Source organism: Stenotrophomonas sp. 85239_Sma (genome assembly GCF_056481725.1).
The window spans coordinates 1,104,597-1,130,396 of the sequence record NZ_CM151163.1; the positions used below are offsets into that span (position 1 = coordinate 1,104,597).

A 25,800-nucleotide genomic window follows, 5' to 3' on the forward strand; every position below is an offset into this window, starting at 1 on the left:
GCCATCCAGTCGGTTCAATCCACCGCCAGTGCAGGCGTATCGTCAGCGCTCCCCCTCTGGAGCACGACGATGCAGACACGTGAACTCGGCCGCAGCGGCCTGAAGGTTTCCGCCCTGGGCCTGGGCTGCATGGGCCTGACCCATGCCTACGGCCAGCCGGTGGAGCGCAGCCAGGGCATCGCCCTGCTGCAGGCCGCCGTCGAGCGTGGCGTGACCTTCTTCGACACCGCCGAGGTGTATGGCCCGTACACCAACGAAGACCTGCTCGGCGAAGCGTTGGCGCCGTATCGCGACACGCTGGTGATCGCCACCAAGTTCGGCTTCAAGGACGCGCGCGTCGATACCGGTCTGGACAGCCGCCCGGAGAACATCCGTGCGGTGGCCGAAGCCAGCCTCCGGCGCCTGCGTACCGACCATATCGACCTGTTCTACCAGCACCGCGTGGACCCGAACGTGCCGATCGAAGATGTGGCCGGCACCGTGCGCGACCTGATCGCCGAAGGCAAGGTCGGCCACTTCGGCCTGTCCGAGGCCAGCGCCGCCACCGTGCGCCGTGCGCATGCGGTGCAGCCGGTCGCCGCCGTGCAGAGCGAGTACTCGCTGTGGTGGCGCGAACCGGAGCGCGAGCTGCTGCCGACCCTGCAGGAACTGGGCATCGGCTTCGTGCCGTTCAGCCCGCTGGGCCGCGGCTTCCTGACCGGCGCGATCAACGCCGACACCACCTTCGACGCCAACGACTTCCGCAACAGCGTGCCGCGTTTCCAGGTGGAAGCACGCCGCGCCAACCAGGCGCTGGTGGATCGCATCGGCACGATTGCTGCGGCGCGTGGCGCGACGCCGGCACAGGTGGCACTGGCCTGGTTGCTGGCACAGGCGCCGTGGATCGTGCCGATCCCGGGCACCACCAAGGTCCATCGCCTGGAAGAAAACCTGGGCGCGGTCGACCTGCAACTTGCGCCGGAGGAATTGCAACGCATCGCGCAGGCGCTGGATGAAGTGTCGATCGTCGGCGAGCGCTACAACGCGCAGCGCGCGGCCCAGGCCAAGGGCTGATCACCAGCCGGGTACGGACACCCATCATGGTGGGGGCGGATCGATGGTGGTGGGTGCGGACCGTTGGTGGTGGGTGCGGACCGTTGGTCCGCACTCCTTAACCCTCACCCCATCGGCCCGCGCAGCGCATCAAGCACCGTGCGCATCGCCACCGTCACGTGGCGGCGCGACGGGTAATACGCGTAGTAGCCATCGAAGTGCGGGCACCAGTCGTCCAGCACCGACTGCAGGCGGCCATCGTCCAGCATCGGTTGCACCTGGTCCTCCGGCAGCCAGGCCAGCCCGCTGCCAGCCAGCGCGGCGGCGCGGGTCATGCCCATGGTGTTGAAGGTCCACTGGCCTCTCACGCGCACGCTCAGTTCGTTGCCGTCCTGGCCGAAATCCCACGGCATCAGCCCGCCATGCGTGGGCAGGCGCAGGGTCACGCAGTTGTGCTGGGCCAGGTCATCCGGGTGCTGCGGCACCACGTGCTGGCGGAAGTAGCTGGGCGCGCCGACCACGCGCATGCGCAGCGGCGGGCTGATCGGTACCGCGACCATGTCGCGCGCCAGTCGCTCGCCGAGGCGGATGCCGATGTCGTAGCGCTCGGCGACGATGTCGGCCAGCCCGTAGTCGGCAGCCAGTTCCACCTTCAAATCCGGATACTGCTGCAGCAGCGGCGCCAGCCGTGGCCACGCGATGTACTCGGCGGCGTGGCCGGTGGCATTGATGCGGATGGTGCCGGCCGGGCGTTCACGGTATTCGGCCAGCGCGGCCAGTTCGTCCTCGATCTCGGCCAGGCGCGGAGCGAGGGTCTCGAGCAGGCGGGCGCCAGCTTCGGTGGTGGACACGCTGCGGGTGGTGCGGGTCAGCAGGCGCACGCCCAGGCGCTGTTCCAGCCCGCGCATGGCATGGCTGAGCGCGGACTGGGAAACACCCAGCTGGGCGGCGGCCCGGGTGAAGCTGCCCTCGCGGGCGACGTGGACGAAGGCCTGCAGGTCGTTGAGGTTTTCACGGGGCATGCAGGGATGATACGGCTCCCGGATTGAACGGGCCCGTCGATTTCCCGTACTCCGGTTCGTCGTAACGGTACATCCAACGCAAGGAGCTTCCGCATGAGCACTGAAAGGCCCAAGGGCCCGGCTTCGTACTTCCCCTCCATCGAGAAAACCTACGGCCAGCCGGTGGCGCACTGGCTCGGGCTGCTGGCGGGCAGGAAGGGCCTGAAACACATGGAGCTGGTCAGCTTCCTGAAAAGCGAACATGGGTTGGGCCATGGCCATGCCAACGCGCTGGTGGCGCACCATCTGGCCGGGAAGGGATGAGGCAGGCAACGCTGGGCTGAACGGCCGTGTGGGGCACCCGCCACACGGCATCAGGGTCGGGCAGACTGGGCGTCCATCCCGAGGCAGGACGCCCCCATGCAGGTCACGCTGGACGCGATCACCGTCGACAACTACGAAGCCGTGTGCGACCTCGAGGTCAGCCAGGCGCAGCAGGACTTCGTGGCCGGCAATACCTGGTCGCTGGTGCAGGCCGCATTCAATCCCGGCTACCAGACCCGCGCCATCCTGGCCGATGGCGAGCTGGTCGGGTTCTTCATGTGGGTGCCGGAAACGCCGCAGCGGACGTCGATCTGGCGCTTCATGGTCGATCAGCGCTGGCAGGGGCGTGGCATCGGGCGCCGCGCGCTGGAACTGGCGCTGGTGCAGATCCGGGCAACGCCCGGCCTGGTTGAGATCGAGATCTGCTACAACCCGCGCAATCCGGTCGCCGGCGCCTTCTACAGCAGCTTCGGATTCGTCGAGACCGGCATGGACGAAGACGGTGAGGACATGCTGGCCGTGCTGCCCGTCGTGGACCCGGGATAACCTGAATGGGCGGGCCTGACTGAACGATTTCATCTGCAACTGTCATGCAGATCGTGTCTAATATCGCTCCCCACCTGCTGTTCCCCCACCCGCATGTCCCTTCCCTCCCATGGCCCCGCGCCGTGCGACGACGCTGACGGCCACCTGGTCACCGCCGGTCCGCTGACCCCGCCGCCCGACAGTGCCGGCACCACCGCCGACGAGAAAGCGCTGCGTCACTCGATTACCGAGGACGTGCAGGGCATGGTGCTGGCCACGATGGTGGCCTCGCTGGGCCTGGCCATCTTCGCCAAGGGCGGGCTGATGATCGGCGGCATGGCCGGCATGGCCTTCCTGCTGCACTACGCGATGGGCTGGAACTTCGGCCTGGTGTTCGTGCTGGTCAACCTGCCGTTCTACTGGGTGGCGTTGCGGCGCATGGGCTGGGAATTCACCCTGAAGACCTTCGCCGCGGTCACCGCCTGTGGCGTGCTGACCGACCTGCTGCCGCGCTGGATCGACTTCTCGCACATCAATCCGCTGTATTCGGCGATCGTCGGTGGCGCGCTGTCCGGCCTGGGCATCCTGTTCTTCATCCGCCACCGCGCCAGCCTCGGTGGCATCGGCATCCTGGCGGTGTACCTGCAGCGCACCCGCGGCTGGAGCGCGGGCAAGGTGCAGATGTCCTACGACGCCTGCCTGATGGTGGCCGCGTTCTTCGTGCTGTCGCCGTCGAAGGTGCTGTACTCGGCCATCGGCGCGGTGGTGCTCAGCCTGGTGCTGATGTTCAACCACCGCCCCGGCCGCTACATGGGCGTGTGACGATTCGACGGTAGTGCCGGCCGCTGGCCGGCACCACCTGCGGCATCCCGAGGTTGCCGGCCAGCGGCCGGCACTACCGGGCCGCGTTCAACCACGGCGGCGACAGCTTCAGCAGCCGCGCATGCACCGGGCAGTCCTCGGCGTGCGCACCGGGCAGGTAGCCCAGGCTCATCAGGAACTCACCGGTGATCTCGCCGCCGGTGAAGCGGAAGGTCTTCTTGAACAGCTTCACCCAGTCGGCCTTGCTGCGCGGGTGATGTGCATCCAGCCAGCCCGCGAAGCTGCCATGGCTGGCCCGCAGCTGCTGGATCACCTGCGCGTTGTGGATCGCCGCCAGCACCTTCAGCCGGTTGCGGATGATGCCCGTGTCCGACAGCAGGCGTTCGATGTCCTGCTCGGCATACGCCGCCACGCGGTCCACATCGAAGCCGTCATAGGCCGCGCGGAAACCCTCGCGCTTCTTCAGGATCGTTTCCCAGCTCAACCCGGCCTGGTTGATTTCCAGCACCAGCCGCTCGAACAGCTCGCGCTCGTCACGCTGCGGAAAGCCGTACTCGTTGGCGTGGTAGTAGTCGTGCACCGGATGACCCGGGGCGATGAGGCAGTAGCCGCTCATGGGGAAGACTCGTTGGATTCGGGTTCGGGATCGATGGCCACCGCAGGGCGCCCACCGATGGACAGCATCGGCCAGCGCGGCGGTTCGAGCGAGAGTTCGCCATCACGCAGGGCCTGGTTGATCGCTTCGGCCTGGCCGCTGACGGTGCCGAACAGCGAACCGGCCCGGCGCCACTGGGAATTCCTGCCACGTGCGTACAACACGCAGTCCGGCCCACGGTGGGTGTACAGCTCGCACAGCAGCACATCGCCGCTGCCATCGCCATCCAGGTCCCGATGCACGATCAGGCAGTCGCGCTCGCTCTGGGCGCAGGATTCGCCATTGATCGAGCGCGTGGCCAGTGCCTGCCACCAATCGTCCGGTGGCGAGCTCGATCCCTTGGCAAGCTTCAGCGCGCGCTGCAGGGCGGCGACGTCCTGCAGACCCTTGTCGAGGCGTTGTCCGTCGTCCCAGCGTGAAGTACGTGCCAGTGCGGCAGCGATCACCTGTGGCGCGTTGGCATCGGCGGTGATCGCCGGATCACGCTCCAGCTCGCGCAGCGCCTGCACGCCACGGCGCCCAAGATCGAAGCGCAGCACGTTGACGTCAGTGCTGGTGATCGCCGGCGGGTCCGCGCGCAGGCGCGCCAACTGGCTGGACAGGGCCAGCCGTACCGGGTCCAGCAGCGGCGAGTTGCCCAGCAGCGCCAGTGCCAACACCGCCCAGCACATCCAGCGGTTGACCGGCTCCAGCGCCTGCAGCCAACGGCCCTGCCGGCGCAGCACCGCCAGTGCATAGCCCACGGCATAGCCGGCCACGGCCAGTGCGATCAGCACCGCCCAGAACCGGTCCACCGTCCAGCCGTACTGCATCACGCGCAGGCCCAGCGCATACAGCGCCAACGCCGCGTAGACCGGTAACGCCAGCAGGCTGGCCTCGACCAGCCGGCGCAGCACGACGGGGTAGGGGGCGGTGTCATCGCCCTGCTGGTAGACCGCATTGGTGAAGGTCACCAGCAACAGCGACAGCACCAGCAGCAGGCTGGCGGCCGAGCGGGTCTTCCACAAAGGCTCCAGCCCGGTGAGCGGCAGGCTCAGCACGAACAGCACGGCGATGAACGACAGCAGCGGCAGCAGCCCGCGGCAGATCGCGAACAGCACCTGGCGGGTGATCTGGATCGCGCGGTGCTGGGTGCGCCCGATCAGCACGCCGAATCCGGCCAGGCTGCCGGTGGCCAGCGCGATGAACGCGTCCTGCCGGAACAGGTCGCGGAAGAAGGTCACGTCCAGCAGCTGGAACAGTGCCGCCCACAGCCACAGCAGCAGCCAGGTCAGGCCAGTGAACAGCGCCGCCAGCGCCAAGGTCAGGCCGTTCTGCCAGGCGCGCTCGAACAGCTCCGGATAGCTGGCGCGCCAATGCCCGTGCTGCAGCTGGAACTGCCACCAGGGCAGTACCACGAACACCGCCACGGCCATGCCCAGGGTCAGCGGGAACTGCAGCGGGCCCGATTCCAGCGCGATCTCGCCATTGAGGTTCCAGCCGACCCAGGCGGCCAGCGCCAGCACCACCGCTGAGCCGAGCATGGCCTGCAGCCACAGGCGGCGCTGGCCCAGCTCGACCAGGCTCAGCGCCACCGCGCTGGGAATGGCCAGCACCCAGGCGTACCAGCAGTAGCGCCAGCCGATATCGCGGAACGGCCACGCTTCGGACAGCTCCTGCGCGGCATACAGCATCAGGCCCTGCAGCAGCGCGATCAGGACGATGGCGCTGCGTGCCGGCAGGGTCAGTGGCAAAGAGGGCTGCATCGACGACCTTCCATGGCAAAGTGCCATCGTAGCCGATCGACGCGCGCGTCCATCGCGCGACCATCCCGCCCCCAGCAGGTAGAATGGGGGCATGCCTGTAACGCCGACTTCCCTCGCCGATCACCTGCTCGTCGCGCTGCCGTCGCTGCTCGACGCGACCTTTGCCCGCAGCGTCGCGCTGATCTGCCAGCACGACGAGAACGGTGCGATGGGCGTGCTGGTCAACCAGCCGTCCGAGTACACGCTGGGTGAAGTGCTCGCGCAGATGGACATCACCACCGGCGATGGCGACCTGCAGGCGCGCATGGTGCTCAATGGCGGCCCGGTGCATCCCGAACGCGGCTTCGTCATCCACGACGACGGGCGGGCGTGGGATTCCAGCCTGACCGTGGGCGAAGGCCTGTACCTGACCACCTCGCGCGACATCCTTGAAGCGATGGCGCGCGGCGAAGGCCCGGCCAATGCCGTGGTTACCCTGGGCTGTGCCGGTTGGGGGGCAGGGCAGCTGGAAAGCGAGCTGTCCGAGAACAGCTGGCTGACCGTGCCGGCCGACGCCGAGCTGGTGTTCCAGCTGCCGCTGGAGCAGCGCTGGCAGGGTGCGGCCTCGCGCATCGGCGTGGACCTGTTCCGGCTGACCGACTACAGCGGCCATGTCTGAGCCGGCCGCGCCCGCACCGGTTTCTCCTGCCCCGGCCATCCGCCGTGACGGCACCGTTCTGGGTTTCGATGTCGGCTCGCGGCGGATCGGCGTGGCCATCGGCAGTGCCTTCGCCGCCCATGCGCGCGCGGTGGCCGTGGTCGATGTGCACGGCAACGGCCCGGACTGGGCCGCGATCGAACGCCTGCTCAAGGAATGGAAGCCCGACGGCCTGGTGGTCGGCGACCCGCTGACCCTGGATGGCCAGGACCAGCCCAACCGCAAGCGTGCGCAGGGCTTCGCCCGCCAGCTGCGGGAGCGCTTCAAGCTGCCGGTGGTGATGATCGACGAGCGTTCCAGCTCGGTCGAGGCCGCCCGCCGCTTCGCTGTCGAGCGCGCCGAAGGGCGCAAGCGCCGACGCGATGCGGCCGCCCTCGATGCCGTGGCCGCGGCGGTGATCATCGACCGCTGGCTGTCGTCGCCGGACGACGGTACCCCCATTCCCTGACTGCACGACTCCCGCCATGACCGCACAGCAAATCGATGCCTCCGGACGCCTGCGCCACCTGCTGACCCTGGAGGGCCTGCCACGCGAAACCCTGCTGCAGCTGCTCGACCGGGCGGGGCAGATCCGCGACGCCGCGGTCGGCCGCGTCGGCAACAAGCGCCACGTGCTGGCCGGTTCGGCGGTATGCACGCTGTTCTTCGAACCGTCCACCCGTACCCGCAGCTCGTTCCAGCTGGCCGCGCAGCGCCTGGGCGCCGATGTGCTCAACTTCGATGCCTCGACCTCGTCCACGCGCAAGGGCGAAACCGCCTGCGACACGCTGCGCAACCTGGAAGCGATGGGCGTGCGCGGCTTCGTGGTGCGCCACCCCGATGATGGCGCCGTGGCCGCGCTGGCCGAAGCGGCGGGCGAGGGCACCGCGCTGATCAACGCCGGCGACGGGCGCAGCGCGCACCCGACCCAGGGCCTGCTGGACATGCTGACCCTGCGCCAGGCCAAGGGCCCGGACTTCTCAAAGCTGAAGGTGGTGATCGTCGGCGACGTGAAGCATTCGCGCGTAGCCCGCACCGACCTGCATGCACTGCGCACGCTGGGCGTGGGCGAGATCCGCGTGTGCGGCCCGCAGTCGCTGCTGCCGGACGACGAGACCCTGAAGGGCTGCGTGGTCGGCGATGATTTCGACGCGATGCTGGAAGGCGTCGACGCGCTGATGATGCTGCGCCTGCAGCGCGAGCGCATGGAAGAAGGCCTGGTGCCTTCGCTGGAGCAGTACCACGCCCAGTACGGCCTGACCAACGAACGCCTGGCGCGCGCGGGCAAGGATGCCGCGGTGCTGCACCCGGGCCCGATCAACCGCGGCGTGGAAGTCACCGACGAGGTGGCCGACGGCCCGCAGTCGTGGGTACTGCGCCAGGTCGCCAACGGCGTCGCCGTGCGCATGGCCGTGCTGGAAACCCTGCTGGGCTGACCGCTCTGGTGGGTGCCAACCTTGACGGCTTGGGTAGGTGCCGACCGTTGGTCGGCACAATGGGAATTCACCTTAAACTGCTTGGGTGGGTGCCGACCGTTGGTCGGCACAGAGCCATCAGTCCAATGAAGTGCCGAGCGTAGCCATTGATTGGCTACAGGCCTACCTGCATCGGAGTGTTTGCCCGATAGAAGGTGACTGCTGGCAAGCACACGCTTGTGCCGATGAATCGCGCACGCCTACGCCTTGGCCGCCATTCCCGGATCGGGCAATCCTACATCCTGACCACCGTCACCCAGGGCCGTCGACACTACTTCGAAGACGCCACTGCGGCGCAGGTCGTGATGGAGGTGTTCCGTCGCATTGATGATGAGGGCCTGACACACTCACTTGCCTATGTAGTCATGCCGGACCACATCCATTGGCTTGTGGAGCTCCGCGCGTTCTCGCTGGACTACATCATGCAACGCTTCAAATCGAGCAGTGCATTGCGGATCAACCGCATGCTGGGCAAGACAGGACCATTCTGGCAATCGAGCTATCACGATCACGCGATTCGTTCTGAAGAATCACTGTTTCGTCATGCGATGTACATCGTCGCCAACCCGGTCAGGGCGAACTTGGCGAGCTGCGTGGGAGAGTATCCGTATGCCTGGTGCCGATGGGAGATCGATGGGAGGTACCAAGCAATGGATTACCCCGAAGCGGAGAGATAGTGCCGACCAACGGTCGGCACCCACCCATACCCAAGCCGACCAACGGTAGGTATCCACCAACAGATGTTTCCCAGCAGAAGCTGCAGCTCAGCGCTTCTGCGCGAACAACCACGCCCACATCGTCGGGTCCGCATAGGTGGCGTCCCAGGCATTGTGGTTGCCCTGCGGGTACTCGGTGTAGCGCACATCGCGTGCGTGGGTGCTCTGGAATGCGGCGTGCAGCCTGCGGTCATCGTCCGGTGGCACCACGTCGTCCAGCGCACCGTGGAAGATCCAGATCGGCGTGTGCTGCAAGCGTTGCGCGATCACGGCATACGGATCGGCTTCCCGCGCGACCTGCTCGACGAACAGGGTCGGGCGCTTCGCGCGTGGCGCAAGTACCGCGCCGCACACGGGGACGATCGCGGCAAAGCGGCGCGGGTCGTCCAGGGCGATGTTCCAGCTGCCGTAGCCGCCCATCGACATGCCGGTCAGGTACTGCCGCGCCGGGTCTGCGCCGAATTCGGCAATCGTCGCGTCCAGCGCGGCCACCGCCGCACGATTGTTGCGGCCGCTCCATTCCTCGTGGCCTGGTACCTGCGGGAACACCACCAGGGCGGGGAAGTCGGGATGCTCGCGCAGGTAGGGCCCGAGCCCGGCCTGAGTCTGCTTGACACCGTCGCCGCCGCGTTCGCCCGAACCGTGCAGGAACAGGACCACCGGGACATGGGAGGCTGCGGGCGTCTCTCCGCGAGGACTGCGGGCCTGCAGGCCCGCGGGAATGAATACCTGGTAGTAGGCCGTATGCCCGTCCACCTTCACCGCGCGTGCTTCGAAGCGACCACGCGCGCTGTCCGGCAGCGAAGTGCAACCGCTCATCACCAGGAGGGCCAGCAGTGGCAGCCAGCGGAACAGCAAACGGACCATGGGGTTTCCCGAAGCGGCGAGATCGCCTGCATCGTAGTCCGCCGCCTTCGGTCCGGCATCATGCGCCGCATCACTCCGGGCGCGGGAAGCTGGCGATGATGTCCAGCTGCTCCTGCGCTTCGGCATTGCCGCCGGCGGCGGCCGCCTGCACCTGCGCGATGTCCGGGTGCAGCACCACCAGCAGCGGGTTCTCGCAGACCGGGCAGTCGTACTCGGTGGCGTCCTCGGCCAGCTCCATCTCCATGGCGCGCGAGCTGCCCTTCCATTCGCAGGCCGGGCAGGTGTGCTGCTGGTCGCGCCAGCCGGGCTGGAAGTAGTTTTCGATCGTTGTTGCCATGGATGTTCCAGGATGGAAAGCGGGTTGGAGCCCTGCACCGCCGGGATCCGGCCCAGCGGGGATCAGTGCAGCAGCACCAGCGTGGCCAGGCCAAGGAAGGTGAAAAAGCCCATCGAGTCGGTCACGGCGGTCAGGAAGATGCCGCTGGCCAGCGCCGGGTCGAAGCCGAAGCGTTTCAGGGTCAGTGGCACCAGCACGCCGGCCAGCGCGGCGAACAGCAGGTTGCAGGTCAGCGCGATGGCGATCACCGCCGACAGCCCGGGCGAGTGGAACCAGGCCAGCACGATCAGCCCCAGTACGGAACCCAGCATCACGCCGTTCAACAAGGCGACCCGTACTTCCTTCCACAGCAGCGTGCGCGCGTTGGACGCGCCCACCTGGCCCAGTGCCAGGCCGCGCACCATCAGCGCCAGCACCTGGGTACCGGCATTGCCGCCCAGGCCCGCCACGATCGGCATCAGCACGGCCAGTGCCACCAGCTTGTCGATGGTGCCTTCGAAGTGGCCGACCACGCTGGAGGCCAGGAAGGCGGTGCACAGGTTCACCGACAGCCACATCAGGCGCCGCCGCATGGCGCGCCAGACCGGGCTGAACAGATCCTCGTCCTCGTCCAGGCCGGCGGCGCCCAGCGCCTGGTGCTCGGCCTGGCCACGGATGATGTCGACCACGTCATCGATGGTGATGCGGCCGATCAGGATGTTGTTGTCGTCCACCACCGGCGCGGAGATCCAGTCATGGTCGGAGAACTGGCGGGCGACCTCCTGGTCGCTCTCGCCGACGTCGATGGCCGGCTGCTCGTCGTCGATCAGGCGGTTGATCGGGGTGGTGTCCTCGTGGGTCACCAGTGCCGCCAGCGACACCCGGCCGAGATACTGGTGGCGCCGGCTGACCACGAACAGGTGGTCGGTGTGGTCCGGCAATTCGCCGCGCAGGCGCAGGTAGCGCAGCACCACGTCGACATTGACGTCGGCGCGCACGGTCACCACGTCCGGGTTCATCAGGCGGCCGGCGCTGTCCTCGGGGTAGGACAGCACCTGTTCCAGGCGCTCGCGGTTCTCGCGGTCCATCGACTTGAGGACCTCGTCGATGACCGTATCCGGCAGGTCTTCGACCAGGTCGGCCAGATCGTCGATGTCCAGGTCTTCGACCGCGGCGATGATCTCGTCCGGGTCCATGTCCGCGAGCAGGCTCTCGCGCACGTCTTCGCCGACGTGGACCAGCACCTCGCCGTCATCTTCCGGGTCGACCAAGCCCCACACCACCTCACGCTTGCCTGGCGGCAGCGATTCAAGCAGGTTGCCGATCTCGGCCGGGGCCAGGGTGTTGACCAGGCGACGCACCGGGCCCAGCCGGCCGCTGTCCAGTGCATCGGACAACATCCGCAGTTGGCGCGCAGTCTTGTCGTGGCGTACAGCTTCAGCCATCGCAGCTCCCGCGGGATAAGAAAAGCCGCGATCCCGGCAAGGATGCGGCAACAGGGGTGTTCAGCGCGTCATTATCGCAAGGGGATGTTTCACCGGATACCCCGGCCGCGACGAGACGGGGTCAGATCCCTTTTCCTGCGGAAAAGGGATCTGACCCCAGGCGTGCATGCCCGGCGAGCGGGTGGTGTCAGGCCGTATCCGCCACCAGCGCCAGCCAGCGCTCGATGGCGCGGCGGTCGCGCGCGGCCAGCAGCTTCGGCGCACGGGCGCGCAGCGCACCCAGGTCGGCTTCGCGGATCGCGCGGCGCACCTCCAGCAACGTACCGGGATGCAGGCTGAACTCGCTCAGGCCCAGGGCCAGCAGCAGCGGGGTCATCCGCGCATCACCGGCCATCTCGCCGCAGACCGCCACCGGGACGCGGTGGCGTGCGCCGGTCTCGATCACCATCTGCAACAGCCGCAGCACTGCCGGGTGCAACGGTGAATACAACTCACCCAGTGCCTCGTTGTTGCGGTCGGCGGCCAGCAGGTACTGCACCAGGTCATTGGTGCCGATCGACAGGAAATCGACCAGATCGATGAAACTCTCCAGCGCCAGCGCCGCGGCCGGTACTTCGATCATCGCGCCCAGCGGCACGTGCTCGGACACCATGTGGCCTTCGCCGCGCAGCTGTTCGCCCAGCTTGAGCATGCGCCGGCGCACCGCCAGCAGTTCCTCGCGGGTGCTGACCATCGGCACCAGCACGCGCAGCTTGCCGTAGGCCGAGGCGCGCAGGATCGCGCGCAGCTGGGTGTCGGCCACCTTGGGCCGTGCCAGCGACAGGCGCACACCGCGCAGGCCCAATGCCGGGTTCTCTTCGTTGCTCAGGGTCAGGCCGGTGCGATCGGCCTTGTCCGCACCCAGGTCGAGCGTGCGGATGGTCACCGGCCGGCCGGTCATGCCCAGCGCGGCATCGCGGTAGGTCTGGAACTGTTCTTCTTCGTCCGGCAGTTCGTTGCGCTGCAGGAACAGGAACTCGGTGCGGTACAGGCCCAGCCCTTGAGCACCCAGCGCATGCGCGTGGGTGACGTCCTCCAGCGATTCGGCATTGGCCAGCAGGGCGATGTCGACCTGGTCGCGGGTACGGCTAGGCTTGCTGCGCAGGCGACCAAGCTCGCGCTGCTCGCGCGCGTGTTCCTTCAGGCGCGCGCGGTAGTCACGCAGGTTGTCTGCCAACGGGTTGGCGGTGATGCTGCCGTCGGCACCGTCGATGATCAGCACGTCGCCGTCAGCGATGCGGCTGAGCAGCTGCGGCACGTTGACGATCAAGGGCAGGTGCAGGCTGCGCGCCAGGATCGCGCTGTGCGACAGCGCGCTGCCGGCGGCGGTGACGATGCCGACCACCCCCTGTGCCTGCAGCTGCGCCAGTTCGGACGGAGCGATGTTGTCGCAGACCAGGATTTCACCGGCCAGGCCCTTCATCACCTGAGGGCGTTCGGGTTGCAGGAAGGCGTGGATGCGGCTGATCACATGGTCGAGATCGTCCATGCGGCTCTTCAGGTAGGCATCGTCCATGCCATCGAAGACCTTGGCCAGCCGGTCACGCTGCAGGCGCAGCGCATAGCCGGCGCTGTACGGGCCGCTGCGGATCAGCTCGTCCAGCCCCAGCAGCAGTTCGGGGTCATCCAGCAGCAGGGCATGCAGGTCGAGGAACTCGCCCACTTCATGGTTCAGTGCACCCTGCAGCCGCTGCCGCAGTTCGTGCATTTCCGTACGCGCCGCATCCACCGCACGGTGCAGGCGGGCCAGCTCGGCCTCGACCTGGTGGACGGCAATACGTTGCTCGGCCACTTCCAGCGCATGCGGCAGGCGTACGCGGGCCCGGCCCATTGCCGCGCCGCGGGCAGCACCGTGCCCGGCCAGCAGTTGTACCGGCCGCTGGCCGGAAGGGACCTGGCCGGCGCGTGCGCGTGGCACGCTCAGCTGTCCTCGTCGAAGCGGCGTTCGAACAGGCCGACCACCGCTTCCATCGCGGCGGCTTCATCTTCGCCGTTGATGCGCACGGTGACCGGGGTGCCCTGGCCGGCGGCCAGCAGCATCACGCCCATGATGCTCTTGGCGTTGATCTCACGGCCCTTGGCGGCCATGGTCACGTTGCAGCGGAACGGCGCCAGGGTCTGCACCAGCTTGGCGGTGGCCCGGGCATGCAGGCCCAGGCGGTTGCTGACGGTGAGTTCTCGTTCAAGCATCGTCGACTATCGCTCCATTACGGGTACCCGCCGCGGCTGTGGCGGGCAGTTGATCCAGTCCCTGTTCCGGATAATTCATCACCCGCAGCAACATCGGCAGGCTCAGCGCCGACACCCGGCGAACCGGGGTCCCCAGCCGGGCCAGCTGCCCGGCAAGGTTGGCGGGGCTGGCGCCGTACAGGTCGGTCAGGATCAGCACGCCTTCGCCGCTGTCGACCCGCCGCAGGGCGGCCGAGGCGAGCGGGAGCAGGGCGTCCAGGTCTGCGTCGAACGGTACTTCGAAAGCTTCGGTTTTCAGCGGCAACTGCCGCAGGAGCCGGGTCGCCACGTCAAGCAGGGCGGTCCCGACCCCAGGATGTGTTACGAGGAGAATGCCACAGGTCATTACTGCACGTTAACAGGTCAAGGTGAATCGGCGATAGCAGCAGATGAGGGGCACTGTGTCCCGTATTCAGCGTTACCGGGATCAGAGCCCTTTTCCCCTGGAAAAGGGATCCGACCCCATCCGTTTTTCGATGCCCGGCAGAGATTCATCCACGCATGGCGTGGATCTACTGTGTCGACCAAGGTCGACACTCACCAACAGCACACCGCACTGCCAGCCCACGGAAGCCGCTTTTGCTGTTGCCGACCAGCGGCCGGCACTACCAGCGGGTGCCGGGCGCAGCCCGGCCGACCCCCTCAATCCTGTTCGCGGTGGTAGGTGGCCACGTCTTCCCAGCCCTTCTCGCGGGCATGCCGCGCCATGCGTTCGGCCAGGAACACCGAACGATGCTTGCCGCCGGTGCAGCCGAATGCCACGGTCACATAGCTGCGGGTGCCATCGCCCAGTTTCGGCAACCAGGTATCGAGGAAATCCATCAGCTGGGCCAGGTAGCGCTGCACGTCCGGCTGCGCTTCCAGGTAGTCGCGCACGCCGGGCTCGCGGCCGCTGAGTGCGCGCAGGTCCGGGTCCCAGTGCGGATTGGGCAGCACGCGGGTGTCGAACACGAAGTCCGCCTCGGCCGGTACGCCGCGCTTGTAGGCGAACGATTCGAACAGGAGCGACAGGCGAGTGGCGTGGTCCAGCGCGAACTCGGTGATGATCCGCCGCCGCAGCTGGTGCACGTTGAGCGTACTGGTGTCGATCACCGCATCGGCCTCGCGTCGCAGCGGGGCGGTCAATTCACGTTCGCGGGCGATCGCTTCGGGCAGTGACAACCCCAGCTGGCTCAGCGGATGGCGACGACGGGTATCGGCGTAGCGCTTGAGCACCGTTTCGTCGTTGGCCTCGAAGAACAGCACCTTCACTTCCACGCCGGCATCGGTGGCCAGCTTCCGCCAGTCGCCCAGCTGGCTCAGGTCGGCCTGGCCGCGCACGTCGATGCCCACCGCCAGCCGGCGCGGCGCGCTGCCGTCGTGGTTGGCCAGCAGGCTGCGCACGAAGTCCGGTAGCAGGTGGATCGGCAGGTTGTCCGAGCAGTAGTAGTCCTGGTCCTCGAAGGTCTTCAGGGCGACGGATTTACCCGAGCCGGACAGGCCGCTGACGATGATCAGGGTCGGGGCGGAGGGGGTGGCGGTGCTCATGGACAGGCTCTTCGAAGGGCGGGGAATCAGGGTGTTCGCCGTTCCAGCAGGTTGCTGTGGCGGGCGATGAACATCGCTGCCGGGTCAATGCCCTTGGTGCGCAGGATGTGCAGGCGGGTCGCGGCCTCGGTCAGCACGGCCAGGTTGCGACCGGGCATCACCGGCAGGGTGATCAGCGGAACGTCCAGGTCCAGCACATGGCGGGTACCCGAGTCGCCGGTCAGGCGCTCGTAACCATGCGGGGTGGGTTCGGTCATCGGCTTGGTCAGGTGGACGATCAGCCGAAGGTACTTGTTCTTCTTTACAGCCGTGTCGCCGAACATCTCGCGCACGTTCAGCACGCCCAGGCCGCGCACTTCCAGCAGGTCCTGCAGCAGTTCCGGGCAGGTGCCGTCGAGCACGTCCGGGGCAATCTGGGTGAATTCGGGGGCGTCGTCGGCGACCAGGCGGTGGCCGCGGCTGAGCAGTTCCAGCGCCAGCTCGCTCTTGCCCGACCCGGCCTCGCCGGTGATCAGCACGCCGATGGAATAGATCTCCATGAAAACGCCATGCAGGATCACCCGCGGCGCCAGCGTGCGCGCCAGGTGGTAGGACAGGTGGTTGAGCAGTTCGTGGCCGCGCTTGGGCGACAGCCACAGGGGGGTACCGGATTCATCGGCGGCGGCGCGCAGGTCTTCCGGGCACGCCTGGTTGCGGGTCAGCACCAGCGCCAGCGGATGCGACTGCATGATCTTTTCGATGGTCTCCCACCGCTGGCGCGGTTCCAGCGCATCCAGCCAGGACAGTTCCTCGGTGCCCAGGATCTGCACCTTGTTGGGATAGATGGCATTGAGGTAGCCGGCCAGCGAGGGACGCCGCGAGACCGTGTTGCCGGCCTCCAGCTCGCGCTTCTCGCCGGATTTGCCGGCGGCCCAGCGCAGCCCCAGCCGCTCGCGCTGCTGTTCGAACAGTTCACGGGCGGTGATGCTGGTATTCATGCGGCACTCGCAGGCGGGGTCATGTCCAGCGCCTCGCGCAGGGCCCGGGCGTCGCCCGCTTCGCGCAGGGCCAGGCGGATGTCCGGTGCCGAGAACAGTTCGGCCAACTCGGACAGCAGCATCAGGTGCTGGTGGGTGTAGTGGGCGGGGACGGCCATCGCGAACACCAGGTCCACCGGCTCGTCGCCGCCGAAGTCGACCGGGGTGGCCAGCCGCAGCAGCGCGCCACGTGGGCGGTCCAGGGTCGGCGCGCGGCCGTGGGGGATGGCGATACCGTGGCCGATCGCGGTGCTGCCCAGCGCTTCGCGCTGGCACAGGTTCAGATAGATCTGTTCGGCGTTGGCCTGGCGGCAGGCCAGCAACCCGGCGGCGGCCTGCAGGACGCTGTCACGGTCGGTGGCCGTGCAGAGCTGGGTCTGCACGGCCGCCAGGAGGTCAGTCAGGGGCATGTCTGCGGGGAACGGTGGCGATCAGCCGCCATTGTCGCCCACCGGCAGCGGTGCGTGCTGCTGTTTTTTCTCCTTGTGCTTGATCACCAGGCGGTCAAGCTTGTCCGCAAGCAGGTCGATCGCGGCATACATGGTCTGGCCGCCGGCCTCGGCGTGCAGGGTCTGCCCCGGAATGTTGAGGCTGGCGTCGACGTGGTGTTCGGTCTTCTGCAGCTTGAGGGTCACCCGCGCTTCGCAGTGCTGGTCGAAGTGTTTTCCGATCCGGGCCAGCTTTTCCTCTACATAGGACTGCAGGGCCGGGGTGACTTCGACGTCTTTGCCAAACGTTTCGATGCGCATCGGGTTTCTCCTGTGTTCGGATGTGCCAATGAACCTCTCCGCCGGGTGCGGCGGCGCGTCAAGCGATTCTGACCCTTTCGTGCGAGGCGGAGATGTTCATGGCTTCACGATACTTCGCCACGGTGCGTCGCGCTACTGGGATTCCCGACGATTTGAGCAGCTCAGCCAGCTTGGCGTCAGAAAGCGGCTTGCGCGGGTTCTCATCGTCGATCAGGCGCCGGATCATCGCCTGGATGGCCGTGCTGGACGCCTCGCCACCGCCGTCGGTATCGATGCCCGAGGCGAAGAAGGCGCGCAGCGGCAGGGTGCCGCGCGGCGTACGTACGTGCTTGCGGGCGATCGCACGCGACACCGTGGATTCGTGCAGGCCCAGCTCGGCGGCGATCTCGCGCAGGGTCAACGGGCGCAGCGCCTGTTCACCGAATTCGAGGAAGCCGGCCTGTTGCAGGATCAGGCTGCGCACCACCCGCAGCAGGGTTTCGCCGCGCTGCTGCAGGCCCTTCAGCAGCCAGCGCGCCTCCTGCAGCTGGGCGCGCAGGTAGCCGGCGTCGGCCTCGCCACAGCGGCGGATCAGCTGCTCGTAACCGCGGTGGATCACCACCTTCGGTCCGGCATGGCCGGCCAGCGCCGCGCGCCAGATGCCGTTCTGCCGCCACACCACGACATCGGGCACCACGTAGGTGTCCTGCGAAAGCGGTGCGATCTGCGTACCCGGACGCGGGTCCAGCGAGCGCAGCAGGGCGACCGCCGTGTCGACCTCGTCCAGGGGCTGCTTCAGTTCATGGGCCAGCCCGGCGACGCCACTGCGCGGCAGCCGTTCCAGCGGGCCTGCGGCGATCTGTCGCGCCAGTGCCAGCCCCGGCGTGTCGCCAGGCAGCACGTCCAGCTGCAGCTGCAGGCATTCGCCAAGCGTGCGCGCGGCAACGCCGACCGGGTCGAAACGCTGGATACGGTGCAGCACCGCGAGGATTTCATCCTCATCGGCATGGACTGCCGGCAGCAGGGTTTCGGCGATGGTGGCCAGCGGTTCGCGCAGGTAGCCGTCGTCGTCCAGCGCATCGATCAGTGCAGCGCCGATGCTGCGGTCATGCGTGGAAAGGTGCGACAGGTGCAGCTGCCACAGCAGGTGGTCGGCCAGCGTTTCGGTTTCGGCCACGCGCTCGGCGGCACTGCCGGTGTCATCGTCATCGTCGAAGCTGCCGCCACTGCCGGCGGCACTCCAATCGAGTTCGGCCGGCGCCCAGTCGTCGCCGTTGTCGGTGCGTTCGGCGGGCGCGTCGGCATCCGCGCTGTCGCTGCCTTCATTGGCGGCACTGCTGTCGTTGCTGTCGGCCCAGTCCAGCAGCGGATTGCTTTCCACGGCCTGGGCGATTTCAAGCTCCAGTTCGGTCGTGGACATCTGCAGCAGCTTGATCGCCTGCTGCAGCTGGGGCGTGAGCACCAGGTGCTGTCCCAACGATGTCTGCAGCCGAGTCTTCATGCCTGTGCCGAACGGAAGGAAAGGGACCCGGCGCCTGCGGTCACAGCTTGAAGGAATCCCCAAGGTAGACGCGACGTACGTCGGCGTTGTCCAGGATCGCCTCGGGCGAGCCCTGGGCCAGCACGGTGCCCTCGGCGAGGATATACGCGCGGTCGCAGATTCCCAAGGTCTCGCGCACGTTGTGGTCGGTGATCAGCACGCCGATGCCACGCTGCTTGAGATGGGTGACGATGCGCTGGATTTCACCCACCGAGATCGGGTCGACACCGGCAAATGGTTCGTCGAGCAGGATCAGGCGCGGCTGTGCGGCCAGTGCGCGGGCGATCTCGCAGCGACGACGTTCGCCACCGGACAGGCTGGCGCCGAGCTGGTCGGCAACATGGCCCAGCTGCAGTTCGTCGAGCAGGCTGTTCAATTCGCGTTCGCGGCCGGCCGAATCCAGGTCTTCGCGCAGCTCCAGTACCAGGCGCAGGTTGTCGGCCACGGTCAGCTTGCGGAACACCGACGGTTCCTGCGGCAGGTAGCCCACGCCCTGTTTGGCACGGGTGTACATCGGGTCGCTGGTGATGTCCTTGCCATCGAGCACGATGCTGCCGGCATCGGCGGCGACCAGGCCGACGATCATGTAGAAGCAGGTGGTCTTGCCGGCGCCGTTGGGGCCGAGCAGGCCCACCACTTCGCCAGCGTCGAGGGTCAGCCCGAAGTCCTTGACGACTTCGCGCTGCTTGTAGCGCTTGCGCAGGCCCTTGGCGACGAGCATTACTTCTTGCTCCCGGCCGGCTTGGCCGGCGTGCTGGCCGGCGCCGCCGCCTTGGGCGTGGCAGCCGGCTGTGCCGCCGGGTTCTTGTTCTTCGGCGGAATGACGGTGCGTACGCGACTGCCGTCGCCGCCGGAGTTCATCTCGCCGCTGCGGGTGTTGTAGACCATGCGCTGGCCGGCATTGGTGCCGCGCGCGCTGGTGACCTTGTAGTTACCGGTCAGGGTGATGATCTCGGTCTTGATGTCGTAGTCGATGCGATCAGCCACCGCGTCCATCCAGGTGCCATCGTCGAGCTGCTGCTTCATCGTCGCCTGCTTGCCGATGAACACCGCACGCACGGCCTCGCCATCCTTCAGGTAGATCTCGGCTTCGGACGAGCGGATGTCCAGCGAGCCCTGGGTGACGGTCACGCCCTGCGAAAGCACGGTCTTGCCATCGCCGGTGAGCACGCCCGACTGGGCGCCGGAGTCGATGTTCATGTTCTCGTTGCGGTCGGTGGACTTGGCAAAGGCAGCGCTGGGAACAAGCAGGCCGAGCGCGAGTACGGCTGCAAAGGGAATCTTCATCGGGGTCCGTTCTACCGGTGGGGCCGCCCGGGAAGCCGGGGGCGGGTGGGTGGGCTGCCTGCCTGCCTTGCGCCTGTCCGGGGACGTCGCAGGAGGGCGGCGGAATCAGCGTCGGGGCGTGTAGCGGCCCTTGGACTGGCTGAGGAAATGATACGTGTTGTTCTTCGAATCCACCTCGAAGCCAACGCCGGACTGTTCCATGCCGGGGCGGGTCATGGTGACCAGTGCATCGGTGCGGGCACGGTTCTCTTTCGGGAACACGTCCAGGTGGTCGGTGCGGAAGGTGGTCGGCACTACGCCCGGGTCGGCCGGGCTGTCGCCGGCGACGTTGCCGCGCAGCTTCATCTCGTCGCCCTTGGCGCTGAGCCAGCCGGTCTCGGCGCGCAGGGTCCAGTGCTTGCCATCCTTGTCCGGCATCTCGAACAGCGGCGTGGCGATGTTGATGGTCTGGTCGCCACGCTGGCGCTCCAGCAACGGGGCGCGCAGGGTGGTCGATTCCTTGCCGTGCTCATCCAGGGCGACGATCTGGAAGTCGTGCAGGATGTAGTCCACACCGGCGTCCTGGCCGGCACTGGCCGGCGCCTTGTCGCGATTGCGCAGGGCGGCCCAGCTGCTGAGCAGGGCCGCCAGCAGCAGGCCGATTCCGAGCAGGGTGCGCCAGTTCAGGGTCGGCAGGTTCATGCGCCGAACCTCCCAAGGACCGCGTCCACGTGGCCCTGGGCGGCCAGCAGGATGTCGCACAGCTCGCGCGCGGCGCCACGCCCGCCATTGGCGCGGGTCTGCCAGTGCACGCGCTCGGCGATCCACGGGTGGGCGTTGGCCGGTGCCACCGCCAGGCCGACCGCGCCCAGCGGCGCTAGGTCCGGCAGGTCGTCGCCCATGAAGGCCACCTGCTCCAGGCCGACGCCGTGCTGCGCGCACAGTGCCTGCACGCTGGCCAGCTTGTCGCCCACGGCGATCTGGGTGTCGATGCCGAGGTCGGCGCCGCGCCTGAGCGCGGACTGGCTGTTGCGCGCAGTGATCAGCACGGGATGGATGCCGTGCTGTTGCAGCAGTTTCAGGCCCAGGCCATCCTGCACGAAGTACGCCTTGCTCTCGTTGCCGTCCTTGTCGTAGTACAGCTGACCGTCGGTGAGGGTGCCGTCCACGTCGAAGCAGGCCAGGCGGACACGGGCCGCGGCGGCATGCAGATGGGCGGGGAAGGCGGGCAGGGGGGACCAGGGCATCAGGGTGGCAGGCTCGATGGGTTCGGGTTGGGGCGGTACAGACTGAATGGGGTCTACGGACTGTCGGTTAAACCACCCGGGCCCGCAACAGGTCATGAATGTTCAGGGCGCCGACCGCGCGGCCCTGGCCGTCGACCACGATCAGGCCGGTGATCTTGTGGGTCTCCATCAGCCGGGCGGCCTCCACGGCCAGCTGGTCGGCGCCGATGGTGCGCGGGTTGCGGGTCATCACATCGGCGATTTTCGCGGTCCGTACGTCCAGCGCACTGTCCAGCGCCCGGCGCAGGTCGCCGTCGGTGAACAGGCCGATCAGCACGCCGCCGTCGTCGACCACGGCGGTCATGCCCAGGCGTTTGCGGCTCATTTCCATCAGGGCCTCGCTGAGGCTGGCATCGGCACCCACGCTGGGCAGGTCCTCGCCGGTGTGCATGACGTCGGTGATGTGCAGCAGCAGGCGGCGGCCGAGGCTGCCGGCCGGGTGCGAGCGGGCGAAGTCGTCGGCGGTGAAGCCGCGTGCATCGAGCAGGGCCACGGCCAGCGCATCGCCCATCGCCAGCGAGGCGGTGGTGCTGGAGGTCGGCGCGAGCGCCAGCGGGCAGGCCTCGGCCGGCACGCTCACGTCCAGGTGGATGTCGGCGGCGGTGGCCAGGCTCGACTGCGGGCGGCCGGTCATGGAAATCAGCACGTTGCCCTGGCGCTTGAGCACCGGCAGCAGCATCAGCACCTCATCCGATTCACCCGAATAGGACAGAGCCAGCACCACGTCGTCCTCGGTGATCATGCCCAGGTCGCCGTGGCCGGCTTCGCCGGGGTGCACGTAGAACGCCGGCGTGCCGGTGGAGGCCAGGGTGGCGGCGATCTTGCGGGCGATATGCCCGGACTTCCCCATGCCGGTGGCGACCACCCGGCCACGGCTGGCCAGTATCGCCTGGCAGGCCTGCTGGAAAGCCTCGCCAAGGCGGTCGGCCACGGCATCCAGTGCCTGCTGTTCGATCTCGAAGACGCGGCGGCCACTGGCGACCAGGCTGGCCGGATCGACGGAACGGGGGGGCAGGAGGGACTCAGCCATGCGGACGCCACGCAGCGGAAGTAGAATGGAGGCACATTTTATTAGGAAAGCCCGTTGGACGCCGACACCATCCGCAACCTGATCGAAACCGGCCTGCCCGGCGCCCGCGCCGACGTGCAGGGCGATGATGGCGTGCATTTCGAAGCGACCGTGGTCTGCGAGGCCTTTGCCGGCAAGATGCCGCTGGCCCGCCACCGGATGGTCTATGCCACCCTGGGCGACCTGATGGGCGGCGCGATCCACGCGCTGGCGCTGAAAACCGTGACCCCGGCCGAAGCCGGCTGAACCGCAGAAGATCCCGAATACATGGCCAAGATCGTTGTGACCGGCGGCGCTGCGCTGCACGGTGAAGTGAGCATCTCCGGCGCCAAGAACGCCGTCCTCCCCATTCTCTGCGCGACCCTGCTGGCTGATGCGCCGGTGGAGATCACCAACGTGCCGCACCTGCACGACGTGGTCACCACGGTGAAGCTGCTGGGCGAACTGGGCGCCAAGGTCACCATCGACCAGGGCACGCTGTCGCGCGGCAGCGCGATCGTGGTCGACCCGCGTCCGGTCAACCAGCACGTGGCACCGTACGAGCTGGTCAAGACCATGCGCGCCTCGATCCTGGTGCTGGGCCCGCTGCTGGCCCGCTTCGGCGCGGCGGAAGTGTCGCTGCCTGGCGGCTGCGCGATCGGTTCGCGTCCGGTCGACCAGCACATCAAGGGCCTGCAGGCCCTGGGCGCCGAGATCGTGGTCGAGAACGGCTTCATCAAGGCCACCGCCAAGCGCCTGAAGGGCGGCCATTTCACCTTCGACATGGTCAGCGTCACCGGCACCGAGAACGTGCTGATGGGCGCGGTGCTGGCCGAAGGCACCACCATCCTCGACAACTGCGCGATGGAACCGGAAGTGACCGATCTGGCGCATTGCCTGATCGCGCTGGGTGCGAAGATCGAAGGCCTGGGCACTGCCCGCCTGGTCATCGAAGGCGTCGAGCGCCTGTCCGGTGGGCGCCACGAAGTGCTGCCCGACCGCATCGAAACCGGCACCTTCCTGGTGGCCGCGGCGATGACCGGTGGCAAGGTTACGGTCAATCGTGCGCGCCCGAACACCATGGATGCAGTGCTGTCCAAGCTGGTCGAAGCCGGTGCGAAGATCGAGACCACCGACGACACCATCACCCTGGACATGCAGGGCAAGCGGCCGAAGGCGGTCAACCTGACCACCGCGCCGTACCCGGCGTTCCCGACCGACATGCAGGCGCAGTTCATGGCGCTCAACTGCGTGGCCGACGGCGTGGGCGTGATCAATGAAACGATCTTCGAGAACCGTTTCATGCACGTCAACGAACTGCTGCGCCTGGGCGCGGACATCCAGGTTGAAGGCCACACCGCCATCGTGCGCGGCAGCGAGCACCTGAGCGGTGCGCCGGTAATGGCTACCGACCTGCGTGCTTCGGCCTCGCTGATCCTGGCTGGCCTGATGGCCAGCGGCGAGACCACCATCGACCGCATCTACCACCTTGATCGTGGCTACGAGAACATCGAAGAGAAGCTGTCTTCGCTCGGTGCCACCATCCGGCGCGTGCCATGATCCTGCGCGGCAAGTTCAGCCCGCGCCGCAAGGCGCTGCTGGCGCTGGTGCTGATCGTGCTGGCGTGGCTGGGCTATGCCTGGTACGCCAACATCGCCATCACCCAGGGCATCGAGCAGAAGGACATGGACTGGAACGGCGATGGCACCGTTTCGCGCGACGAAATCATCGAGTCGTTCCATGCGGTTGCGGTGAACGACAGCCAGGACGGCAACCGCCATTGCCGAACCTTCGTCTGGCGCAGCACGGGTGAACAGATCCGCGTGGACTGCCGCACCGAGTTCAAGGCGGCCGAAGAGAAACCGGCCGAAGCGAAGAAATAAGAAAACGCCCGCGAAAGCGGGCGTTTCTTTTCGCGGGGTCGGATCCCTTTCCGACGGAAAGGGATCCGACCCCGGGCGGTCAGTTCATCGCCTTGATGGTCAGGTCCAGCGCATCGCGGCCGCTCTCACGCTGCAGCATGCGCGCCGGCACCGGGAACTCCGGCACGATCCAGGCGATCAGTTCCTTGTTGCCGTCGGCGCGCGAGACCTTGGTGGCTTCATAGCTCTTGCCGCCCACGGTGATCGATTCCTTGCCGATCACGCGGTAGGTCATGTTCTTGATGCGGCCTTCGTCGACCATGCGGTAGGTCAGCGGCTTGCCTGCGGCCAGGTCACGGGCGATTGCCAGGTTGATCAGCAGTGCATCCATGTCACCGGCCTTCAGTGCGATCGGGCCGGCGCGGTCCGGCTTGATGTCGCCGGTCCAGGTGGCCTGGTTGCTGGTCCAGTTGTAGTTGGCCTGCACGTTGCGCTTCTTCACCAGCAGCGCCGAACGGTCCTGGCTGCTGAGCGGGCGCAGCTGGCCACGCACTTCCTCGAACACGGTGCTCTGGCTGAGGTCGGCCAGCTGGTTCTTCACCTGCAGGCTGTAGCGCCACTTGTTGCTGCCTTCGCTGGCCAGGGTCATGGTGCCGTTGGCCTGCATGCCCATGTAGCTGGCCAGGTAATCGGCCTTGAACGGCTGCAGCGCCATGGCCGGCAGGCTGGCCACGGACAGCGCGGCCGCGGCGATCCAGGTGAGGGGGCGGGTCAGGGTGCTCATGCTCAGACTCCTTGGTATTCGATCAGGCGCAGATCCACGCGGTCTTCGCCGTCTTCGCGTTGCAGGATGCGCACCGGGGTGGGGACACCGTTGGCGATCCAGAGGATGGTTTCGTTGTTGCCGCCGTTGGTCCGGTAGACCCGCAGCGCGTTGTAGGACAGGTCGCCGACCTCGACGTTCTCGGTCTGCGGCGCGGCCTGGTAGTCGTGCTGGCGGACCTTGCCCATGTCCACGTAGCGGTAGTGCATGGTGGCACCGGGGCGGGCATCGCGCATGATCGCCAGGTTGATCAGCAGTGCGCTCTGGTCGCCCGGCTGCAGCGGGATCGGCTGCGCGCGTTCCTTCTTGACGTCGCCGCTCCACTGCGCGGTGCCGGCCTGCCAGTTGTACGTGCCGACCGCCTTCTTGCCGAGGAACAGGCCCTTGCGCACCGTGCTCTGGCTGAGCGGTGCATAGGTGCCACCGCGCTCTTCGAACACCGTGCTCTGTTCGATGTTCAGGCCCAGCACGCTGGCGAAGCCGCGGCGGCCGACCACCTGCATGTCCACCCGCCACTGGCTGCCGCCGGTGTGGGTGACCTGCATGCTGGCATCGCCCGCTTCCTTGCCCTTGTAGAAGGCCTGGTAGGTAGCGCTGAACGGCTGCAGCGGCGGCGGTTCCCACGCCAATGCCGGCAGGGCCGGGGTCGTCGTTTCGGCCGGCGGCTGCACCGCTGGCACCGGCGCCGGCGGGGCGGCGGGCGTCTGTGCCTGGCCCCAACCCACGCCGGGAAGCACGGCAAGCGACAGCAGCAATGAAGTGGACAGCAGGGTCGTGGTCTTCATGGAGGACAGGAGCTGCAGGAGGGGGGCAGGATGCCAGCCCCGCAGTCAGCGG

General features: G+C 67.5%; 32 protein-coding genes. 11 read left to right on the forward strand and 21 right to left on the reverse strand.

The window, feature by feature from the left end; genetic code table 11:
* The first annotated feature begins 69 nt into the window (after nucleotides 1-69).
* Nucleotides 70-1,053 carry an aldo/keto reductase gene (locus tag ACYKG1_RS05200; protein ID WP_478472015.1) on the forward strand — a complete coding sequence of 328 codons (984 nt, stop codon included), beginning with the start codon at nucleotides 70-72 and terminating at the stop codon, nucleotides 1,051-1,053.
* Nucleotides 1,054-1,157: 104 nt separating this feature from the next.
* On the opposite strand, the gene ACYKG1_RS05205 is transcribed toward ACYKG1_RS05200, so the two are convergent.
* Complete coding sequence (locus ACYKG1_RS05205; protein WP_154352063.1) at nucleotides 1,158-2,054, reverse strand: LysR family transcriptional regulator; 897 nt, start codon at nucleotides 2,052-2,054, stop codon at nucleotides 1,158-1,160.
* A gap of 93 nt (nucleotides 2,055-2,147) precedes the next feature.
* Between ACYKG1_RS05205 and ACYKG1_RS05210 the strand changes: the two genes are divergently transcribed.
* From ACYKG1_RS05210 to ACYKG1_RS05220, 3 genes are all read left to right on the forward strand, one after another.
* Nucleotides 2,148-2,357 (forward strand): DUF4287 domain-containing protein, encoded by a 210-nt coding sequence (locus ACYKG1_RS05210; RefSeq protein WP_478472017.1) that lies wholly within the window; start codon nucleotides 2,148-2,150, stop codon nucleotides 2,355-2,357.
* 96 nt (nucleotides 2,358-2,453) lie between these two features.
* Nucleotides 2,454-2,903 (forward strand): GNAT family N-acetyltransferase, encoded by a 450-nt coding sequence (locus tag ACYKG1_RS05215; protein WP_262083238.1) that lies wholly within the window; start codon nucleotides 2,454-2,456, stop codon nucleotides 2,901-2,903.
* Nucleotides 2,904-2,996: 93 nt separating this feature from the next.
* On the forward strand, nucleotides 2,997-3,704 hold the full coding sequence (locus tag ACYKG1_RS05220; RefSeq protein WP_100471500.1) for a YitT family protein: 708 nt from the start codon (nucleotides 2,997-2,999) through the stop codon (nucleotides 3,702-3,704).
* Between the two features lie 73 nt (nucleotides 3,705-3,777).
* Here the strand turns inward: ACYKG1_RS05220 and ACYKG1_RS05225 are convergent, their stop codons facing one another.
* A complete protein-coding gene (locus tag ACYKG1_RS05225; protein WP_262083239.1) occupies nucleotides 3,778-4,320 on the reverse strand; it encodes a DNA-3-methyladenine glycosylase I in 543 nt (180 codons plus the stop codon).
* Nucleotides 4,317-6,104, reverse strand: a complete 1,788-nt coding sequence (locus ACYKG1_RS05230; protein WP_262226321.1) for a DUF4153 domain-containing protein — start codon at nucleotides 6,102-6,104, stop codon at nucleotides 4,317-4,319. Before ACYKG1_RS05230 ends, ACYKG1_RS05225 begins: the two co-directional genes overlap by 4 nt.
* Before the next feature lie 91 nt (nucleotides 6,105-6,195).
* Between ACYKG1_RS05230 and ACYKG1_RS05235 the strand changes: the two genes are divergently transcribed.
* The 4 genes from ACYKG1_RS05235 (at nucleotide 6,196) to ACYKG1_RS05250 (ending at nucleotide 8,932) form a co-directional block, all read left to right on the forward strand.
* Complete coding sequence (locus ACYKG1_RS05235) at nucleotides 6,196-6,762, forward strand: YqgE/AlgH family protein (RefSeq protein ID WP_087921743.1); 567 nt, start codon at nucleotides 6,196-6,198, stop codon at nucleotides 6,760-6,762.
* A complete protein-coding gene (ruvX, locus tag ACYKG1_RS05240) occupies nucleotides 6,755-7,249 on the forward strand; it encodes a Holliday junction resolvase RuvX (RefSeq protein WP_087921744.1) in 495 nt (164 codons plus the stop codon). Before ACYKG1_RS05235 ends, ruvX begins: the two co-directional genes overlap by 8 nt.
* A 16-nt stretch (nucleotides 7,250-7,265) precedes the next feature.
* A complete protein-coding gene (locus tag ACYKG1_RS05245; protein ID WP_049421540.1) occupies nucleotides 7,266-8,216 on the forward strand; it encodes an aspartate carbamoyltransferase catalytic subunit in 951 nt (316 codons plus the stop codon).
* A 224-nt stretch (nucleotides 8,217-8,440) separates the two neighbouring features.
* Nucleotides 8,441-8,932 carry an REP-associated tyrosine transposase gene (locus ACYKG1_RS05250; RefSeq protein WP_262083253.1) on the forward strand — a complete coding sequence of 164 codons (492 nt, stop codon included), beginning with the start codon at nucleotides 8,441-8,443 and terminating at the stop codon, nucleotides 8,930-8,932.
* An 87-nt stretch (nucleotides 8,933-9,019) separates the two neighbouring features.
* On the opposite strand, the gene ACYKG1_RS05255 is transcribed toward ACYKG1_RS05250, so the two are convergent.
* The 16 genes from ACYKG1_RS05255 to ACYKG1_RS05330 all read right to left on the reverse strand — a co-directional run bounded on the left by ACYKG1_RS05255 (nucleotide 9,020) and on the right by ACYKG1_RS05330 (nucleotide 22,260).
* A complete protein-coding gene (locus tag ACYKG1_RS05255; protein WP_478472019.1) occupies nucleotides 9,020-9,838 on the reverse strand; it encodes a carboxylesterase family protein in 819 nt (272 codons plus the stop codon).
* Nucleotides 9,839-9,908: 70 nt separating this feature from the next.
* Nucleotides 9,909-10,175, reverse strand: a complete 267-nt coding sequence (locus tag ACYKG1_RS05260) for a hypothetical protein (protein WP_100471505.1) — start codon at nucleotides 10,173-10,175, stop codon at nucleotides 9,909-9,911.
* 62 nt (nucleotides 10,176-10,237) lie between these two features.
* Nucleotides 10,238-11,599 (reverse strand): magnesium transporter, encoded by a 1,362-nt coding sequence (gene mgtE / locus ACYKG1_RS05265; RefSeq protein WP_008266103.1) that lies wholly within the window; start codon nucleotides 11,597-11,599, stop codon nucleotides 10,238-10,240.
* 187 nt (nucleotides 11,600-11,786) lie between these two features.
* Nucleotides 11,787-13,556 (reverse strand): phosphoenolpyruvate--protein phosphotransferase, encoded by a 1,770-nt coding sequence (gene ptsP / locus ACYKG1_RS05270; RefSeq protein WP_478472021.1) that lies wholly within the window; start codon nucleotides 13,554-13,556, stop codon nucleotides 11,787-11,789.
* Nucleotides 13,557-13,558: 2 nt separating this feature from the next.
* Nucleotides 13,559-13,828, reverse strand: coding sequence for an HPr family phosphocarrier protein (locus ACYKG1_RS05275; protein WP_005408385.1), 270 nt, complete (start codon nucleotides 13,826-13,828; stop codon nucleotides 13,559-13,561).
* Entirely contained in the window at nucleotides 13,821-14,213 is a 393-nt protein-coding gene (locus ACYKG1_RS05280; RefSeq protein ID WP_014036239.1) for a PTS sugar transporter subunit IIA, read from the reverse strand. Before ACYKG1_RS05280 ends, ACYKG1_RS05275 begins: the two co-directional genes overlap by 8 nt.
* Before the next feature lie 296 nt (nucleotides 14,214-14,509).
* Nucleotides 14,510-15,394, reverse strand: a complete 885-nt coding sequence (gene rapZ, locus ACYKG1_RS05285; RefSeq protein ID WP_478472023.1) for an RNase adapter RapZ — start codon at nucleotides 15,392-15,394, stop codon at nucleotides 14,510-14,512.
* Between the two features lie 26 nt (nucleotides 15,395-15,420).
* Nucleotides 15,421-16,371 (reverse strand): HPr(Ser) kinase/phosphatase, encoded by a 951-nt coding sequence (gene hprK / locus ACYKG1_RS05290; protein ID WP_005408388.1) that lies wholly within the window; start codon nucleotides 16,369-16,371, stop codon nucleotides 15,421-15,423.
* Nucleotides 16,368-16,820 (reverse strand): PTS sugar transporter subunit IIA, encoded by a 453-nt coding sequence (locus tag ACYKG1_RS05295; protein WP_100471508.1) that lies wholly within the window; start codon nucleotides 16,818-16,820, stop codon nucleotides 16,368-16,370. The genes hprK and ACYKG1_RS05295 overlap by 4 nt, the downstream gene beginning before the upstream one ends.
* Before the next feature lie 21 nt (nucleotides 16,821-16,841).
* Nucleotides 16,842-17,159, reverse strand: a complete 318-nt coding sequence (gene hpf / locus ACYKG1_RS05300) for a ribosome hibernation-promoting factor, HPF/YfiA family (RefSeq protein WP_005415556.1) — start codon at nucleotides 17,157-17,159, stop codon at nucleotides 16,842-16,844.
* Nucleotides 17,160-17,217: 58 nt separating this feature from the next.
* On the reverse strand, nucleotides 17,218-18,639 hold the full coding sequence (locus ACYKG1_RS05305; RefSeq protein ID WP_478472025.1) for an RNA polymerase factor sigma-54: 1,422 nt from the start codon (nucleotides 18,637-18,639) through the stop codon (nucleotides 17,218-17,220).
* A 40-nt stretch (nucleotides 18,640-18,679) separates the two neighbouring features.
* On the reverse strand, nucleotides 18,680-19,399 hold the full coding sequence (lptB, locus tag ACYKG1_RS05310; RefSeq protein WP_005415558.1) for an LPS export ABC transporter ATP-binding protein: 720 nt from the start codon (nucleotides 19,397-19,399) through the stop codon (nucleotides 18,680-18,682).
* On the reverse strand, nucleotides 19,399-19,965 hold the full coding sequence (gene lptA / locus ACYKG1_RS05315) for a lipopolysaccharide transport periplasmic protein LptA (RefSeq protein ID WP_100471510.1): 567 nt from the start codon (nucleotides 19,963-19,965) through the stop codon (nucleotides 19,399-19,401). The genes lptB and lptA overlap by 1 nt, the downstream gene beginning before the upstream one ends.
* A gap of 105 nt (nucleotides 19,966-20,070) precedes the next feature.
* Nucleotides 20,071-20,646: an LPS export ABC transporter periplasmic protein LptC gene (gene lptC / locus ACYKG1_RS05320; protein ID WP_100471511.1), complete on the reverse strand. Its 576-nt coding sequence runs from the start codon at nucleotides 20,644-20,646 to the stop codon at nucleotides 20,071-20,073.
* On the reverse strand, nucleotides 20,643-21,191 hold the full coding sequence (locus tag ACYKG1_RS05325; RefSeq protein WP_478472027.1) for a KdsC family phosphatase: 549 nt from the start codon (nucleotides 21,189-21,191) through the stop codon (nucleotides 20,643-20,645). The genes lptC and ACYKG1_RS05325 overlap by 4 nt, the downstream gene beginning before the upstream one ends.
* A gap of 67 nt (nucleotides 21,192-21,258) precedes the next feature.
* On the reverse strand, nucleotides 21,259-22,260 hold the full coding sequence (locus tag ACYKG1_RS05330; protein WP_100471513.1) for a KpsF/GutQ family sugar-phosphate isomerase: 1,002 nt from the start codon (nucleotides 22,258-22,260) through the stop codon (nucleotides 21,259-21,261).
* 54 nt (nucleotides 22,261-22,314) lie between these two features.
* On the opposite strand from ACYKG1_RS05330, the gene ACYKG1_RS05335 reads away from it, so the two are divergent.
* The 3 genes from ACYKG1_RS05335 to ACYKG1_RS05345 are packed head-to-tail and all read left to right on the forward strand — an operon-like array spanning nucleotide 22,315 to nucleotide 24,161.
* Nucleotides 22,315-22,545, forward strand: coding sequence for a BolA family protein (locus ACYKG1_RS05335; protein ID WP_005408396.1), 231 nt, complete (start codon nucleotides 22,315-22,317; stop codon nucleotides 22,543-22,545).
* A gap of 21 nt (nucleotides 22,546-22,566) precedes the next feature.
* Nucleotides 22,567-23,838: a UDP-N-acetylglucosamine 1-carboxyvinyltransferase gene (murA, locus tag ACYKG1_RS05340; RefSeq protein WP_014646237.1), complete on the forward strand. Its 1,272-nt coding sequence runs from the start codon at nucleotides 22,567-22,569 to the stop codon at nucleotides 23,836-23,838.
* Nucleotides 23,835-24,161 (forward strand): hypothetical protein, encoded by a 327-nt coding sequence (locus ACYKG1_RS05345; protein WP_100471515.1) that lies wholly within the window; start codon nucleotides 23,835-23,837, stop codon nucleotides 24,159-24,161. Before murA ends, ACYKG1_RS05345 begins: the two co-directional genes overlap by 4 nt.
* A 79-nt stretch (nucleotides 24,162-24,240) precedes the next feature.
* Here the strand turns inward: ACYKG1_RS05345 and ACYKG1_RS05350 are convergent, their stop codons facing one another.
* Nucleotides 24,241-24,924: a DUF3108 domain-containing protein gene (locus tag ACYKG1_RS05350; protein WP_100471516.1), complete on the reverse strand. Its 684-nt coding sequence runs from the start codon at nucleotides 24,922-24,924 to the stop codon at nucleotides 24,241-24,243.
* Between the two features lie 2 nt (nucleotides 24,925-24,926).
* Complete coding sequence (locus ACYKG1_RS05355) at nucleotides 24,927-25,748, reverse strand: DUF3108 domain-containing protein (protein ID WP_478472029.1); 822 nt, start codon at nucleotides 25,746-25,748, stop codon at nucleotides 24,927-24,929.
* Nucleotides 25,749-25,800 lie beyond the last annotated feature (52 nt).

Excerpts from the sequence above, each read along its gene's own strand:
- ACYKG1_RS05200 (WP_478472015.1), top strand. The coding sequence starts at position 70 with ATGCAGACACGTGAACTCGGCCGCAGCGGCCTGAAGGTTTCCGCCCTG.
- ACYKG1_RS05205 (WP_154352063.1), bottom strand. The coding sequence starts at position 2,054 with ATGCCCCGTGAAAACCTCAACGACCTGCAGGCCTTCGTCCACGTCGCC.
- ACYKG1_RS05210 (WP_478472017.1), top strand. The coding sequence starts at position 2,148 with ATGAGCACTGAAAGGCCCAAGGGCCCGGCTTCGTACTTCCCCTCCATC.
- ACYKG1_RS05215 (WP_262083238.1), top strand. The coding sequence starts at position 2,454 with ATGCAGGTCACGCTGGACGCGATCACCGTCGACAACTACGAAGCCGTG.
- ACYKG1_RS05220 (WP_100471500.1), top strand. The coding sequence starts at position 2,997 with ATGTCCCTTCCCTCCCATGGCCCCGCGCCGTGCGACGACGCTGACGGC.
- ACYKG1_RS05225 (WP_262083239.1), bottom strand. The coding sequence starts at position 4,320 with ATGAGCGGCTACTGCCTCATCGCCCCGGGTCATCCGGTGCACGACTAC.
- ACYKG1_RS05230 (WP_262226321.1), bottom strand. The coding sequence starts at position 6,104 with ATGCAGCCCTCTTTGCCACTGACCCTGCCGGCACGCAGCGCCATCGTC.
- ACYKG1_RS05235 (WP_087921743.1), top strand. The coding sequence starts at position 6,196 with ATGCCTGTAACGCCGACTTCCCTCGCCGATCACCTGCTCGTCGCGCTG.
- ruvX (WP_087921744.1), top strand. The coding sequence starts at position 6,755 with ATGTCTGAGCCGGCCGCGCCCGCACCGGTTTCTCCTGCCCCGGCCATC.
- ACYKG1_RS05245 (WP_049421540.1), top strand. The coding sequence starts at position 7,266 with ATGACCGCACAGCAAATCGATGCCTCCGGACGCCTGCGCCACCTGCTG.
- ACYKG1_RS05250 (WP_262083253.1), top strand. The coding sequence starts at position 8,441 with ATGAATCGCGCACGCCTACGCCTTGGCCGCCATTCCCGGATCGGGCAA.
- ACYKG1_RS05255 (WP_478472019.1), bottom strand. The coding sequence starts at position 9,838 with ATGGTCCGTTTGCTGTTCCGCTGGCTGCCACTGCTGGCCCTCCTGGTG.
- ACYKG1_RS05260 (WP_100471505.1), bottom strand. The coding sequence starts at position 10,175 with ATGGCAACAACGATCGAAAACTACTTCCAGCCCGGCTGGCGCGACCAG.
- mgtE (WP_008266103.1), bottom strand. The coding sequence starts at position 11,599 with ATGGCTGAAGCTGTACGCCACGACAAGACTGCGCGCCAACTGCGGATG.
- ACYKG1_RS05275 (WP_005408385.1), bottom strand. The coding sequence starts at position 13,828 with ATGCTTGAACGAGAACTCACCGTCAGCAACCGCCTGGGCCTGCATGCC.
- ACYKG1_RS05280 (WP_014036239.1), bottom strand. The coding sequence starts at position 14,213 with ATGACCTGTGGCATTCTCCTCGTAACACATCCTGGGGTCGGGACCGCC.
- rapZ (WP_478472023.1), bottom strand. The coding sequence starts at position 15,394 with ATGAGCACCGCCACCCCCTCCGCCCCGACCCTGATCATCGTCAGCGGC.
- hprK (WP_005408388.1), bottom strand. The coding sequence starts at position 16,371 with ATGAATACCAGCATCACCGCCCGTGAACTGTTCGAACAGCAGCGCGAG.
- ACYKG1_RS05295 (WP_100471508.1), bottom strand. The coding sequence starts at position 16,820 with ATGCCCCTGACTGACCTCCTGGCGGCCGTGCAGACCCAGCTCTGCACG.
- hpf (WP_005415556.1), bottom strand. The coding sequence starts at position 17,159 with ATGCGCATCGAAACGTTTGGCAAAGACGTCGAAGTCACCCCGGCCCTG.
- ACYKG1_RS05305 (WP_478472025.1), bottom strand. The coding sequence starts at position 18,639 with ATGAAGACTCGGCTGCAGACATCGTTGGGACAGCACCTGGTGCTCACG.
- lptB (WP_005415558.1), bottom strand. The coding sequence starts at position 19,399 with ATGCTCGTCGCCAAGGGCCTGCGCAAGCGCTACAAGCAGCGCGAAGTC.
- lptA (WP_100471510.1), bottom strand. The coding sequence starts at position 19,965 with ATGAAGATTCCCTTTGCAGCCGTACTCGCGCTCGGCCTGCTTGTTCCC.
- lptC (WP_100471511.1), bottom strand. The coding sequence starts at position 20,646 with ATGAACCTGCCGACCCTGAACTGGCGCACCCTGCTCGGAATCGGCCTG.
- ACYKG1_RS05325 (WP_478472027.1), bottom strand. The coding sequence starts at position 21,191 with ATGCCCTGGTCCCCCCTGCCCGCCTTCCCCGCCCATCTGCATGCCGCC.
- ACYKG1_RS05330 (WP_100471513.1), bottom strand. The coding sequence starts at position 22,260 with ATGGCTGAGTCCCTCCTGCCCCCCCGTTCCGTCGATCCGGCCAGCCTG.
- murA (WP_014646237.1), top strand. The coding sequence starts at position 22,567 with ATGGCCAAGATCGTTGTGACCGGCGGCGCTGCGCTGCACGGTGAAGTG.
- ACYKG1_RS05345 (WP_100471515.1), top strand. The coding sequence starts at position 23,835 with ATGATCCTGCGCGGCAAGTTCAGCCCGCGCCGCAAGGCGCTGCTGGCG.
- ACYKG1_RS05350 (WP_100471516.1), bottom strand. The coding sequence starts at position 24,924 with ATGAGCACCCTGACCCGCCCCCTCACCTGGATCGCCGCGGCCGCGCTG.
- ACYKG1_RS05355 (WP_478472029.1), bottom strand. The coding sequence starts at position 25,748 with ATGAAGACCACGACCCTGCTGTCCACTTCATTGCTGCTGTCGCTTGCC.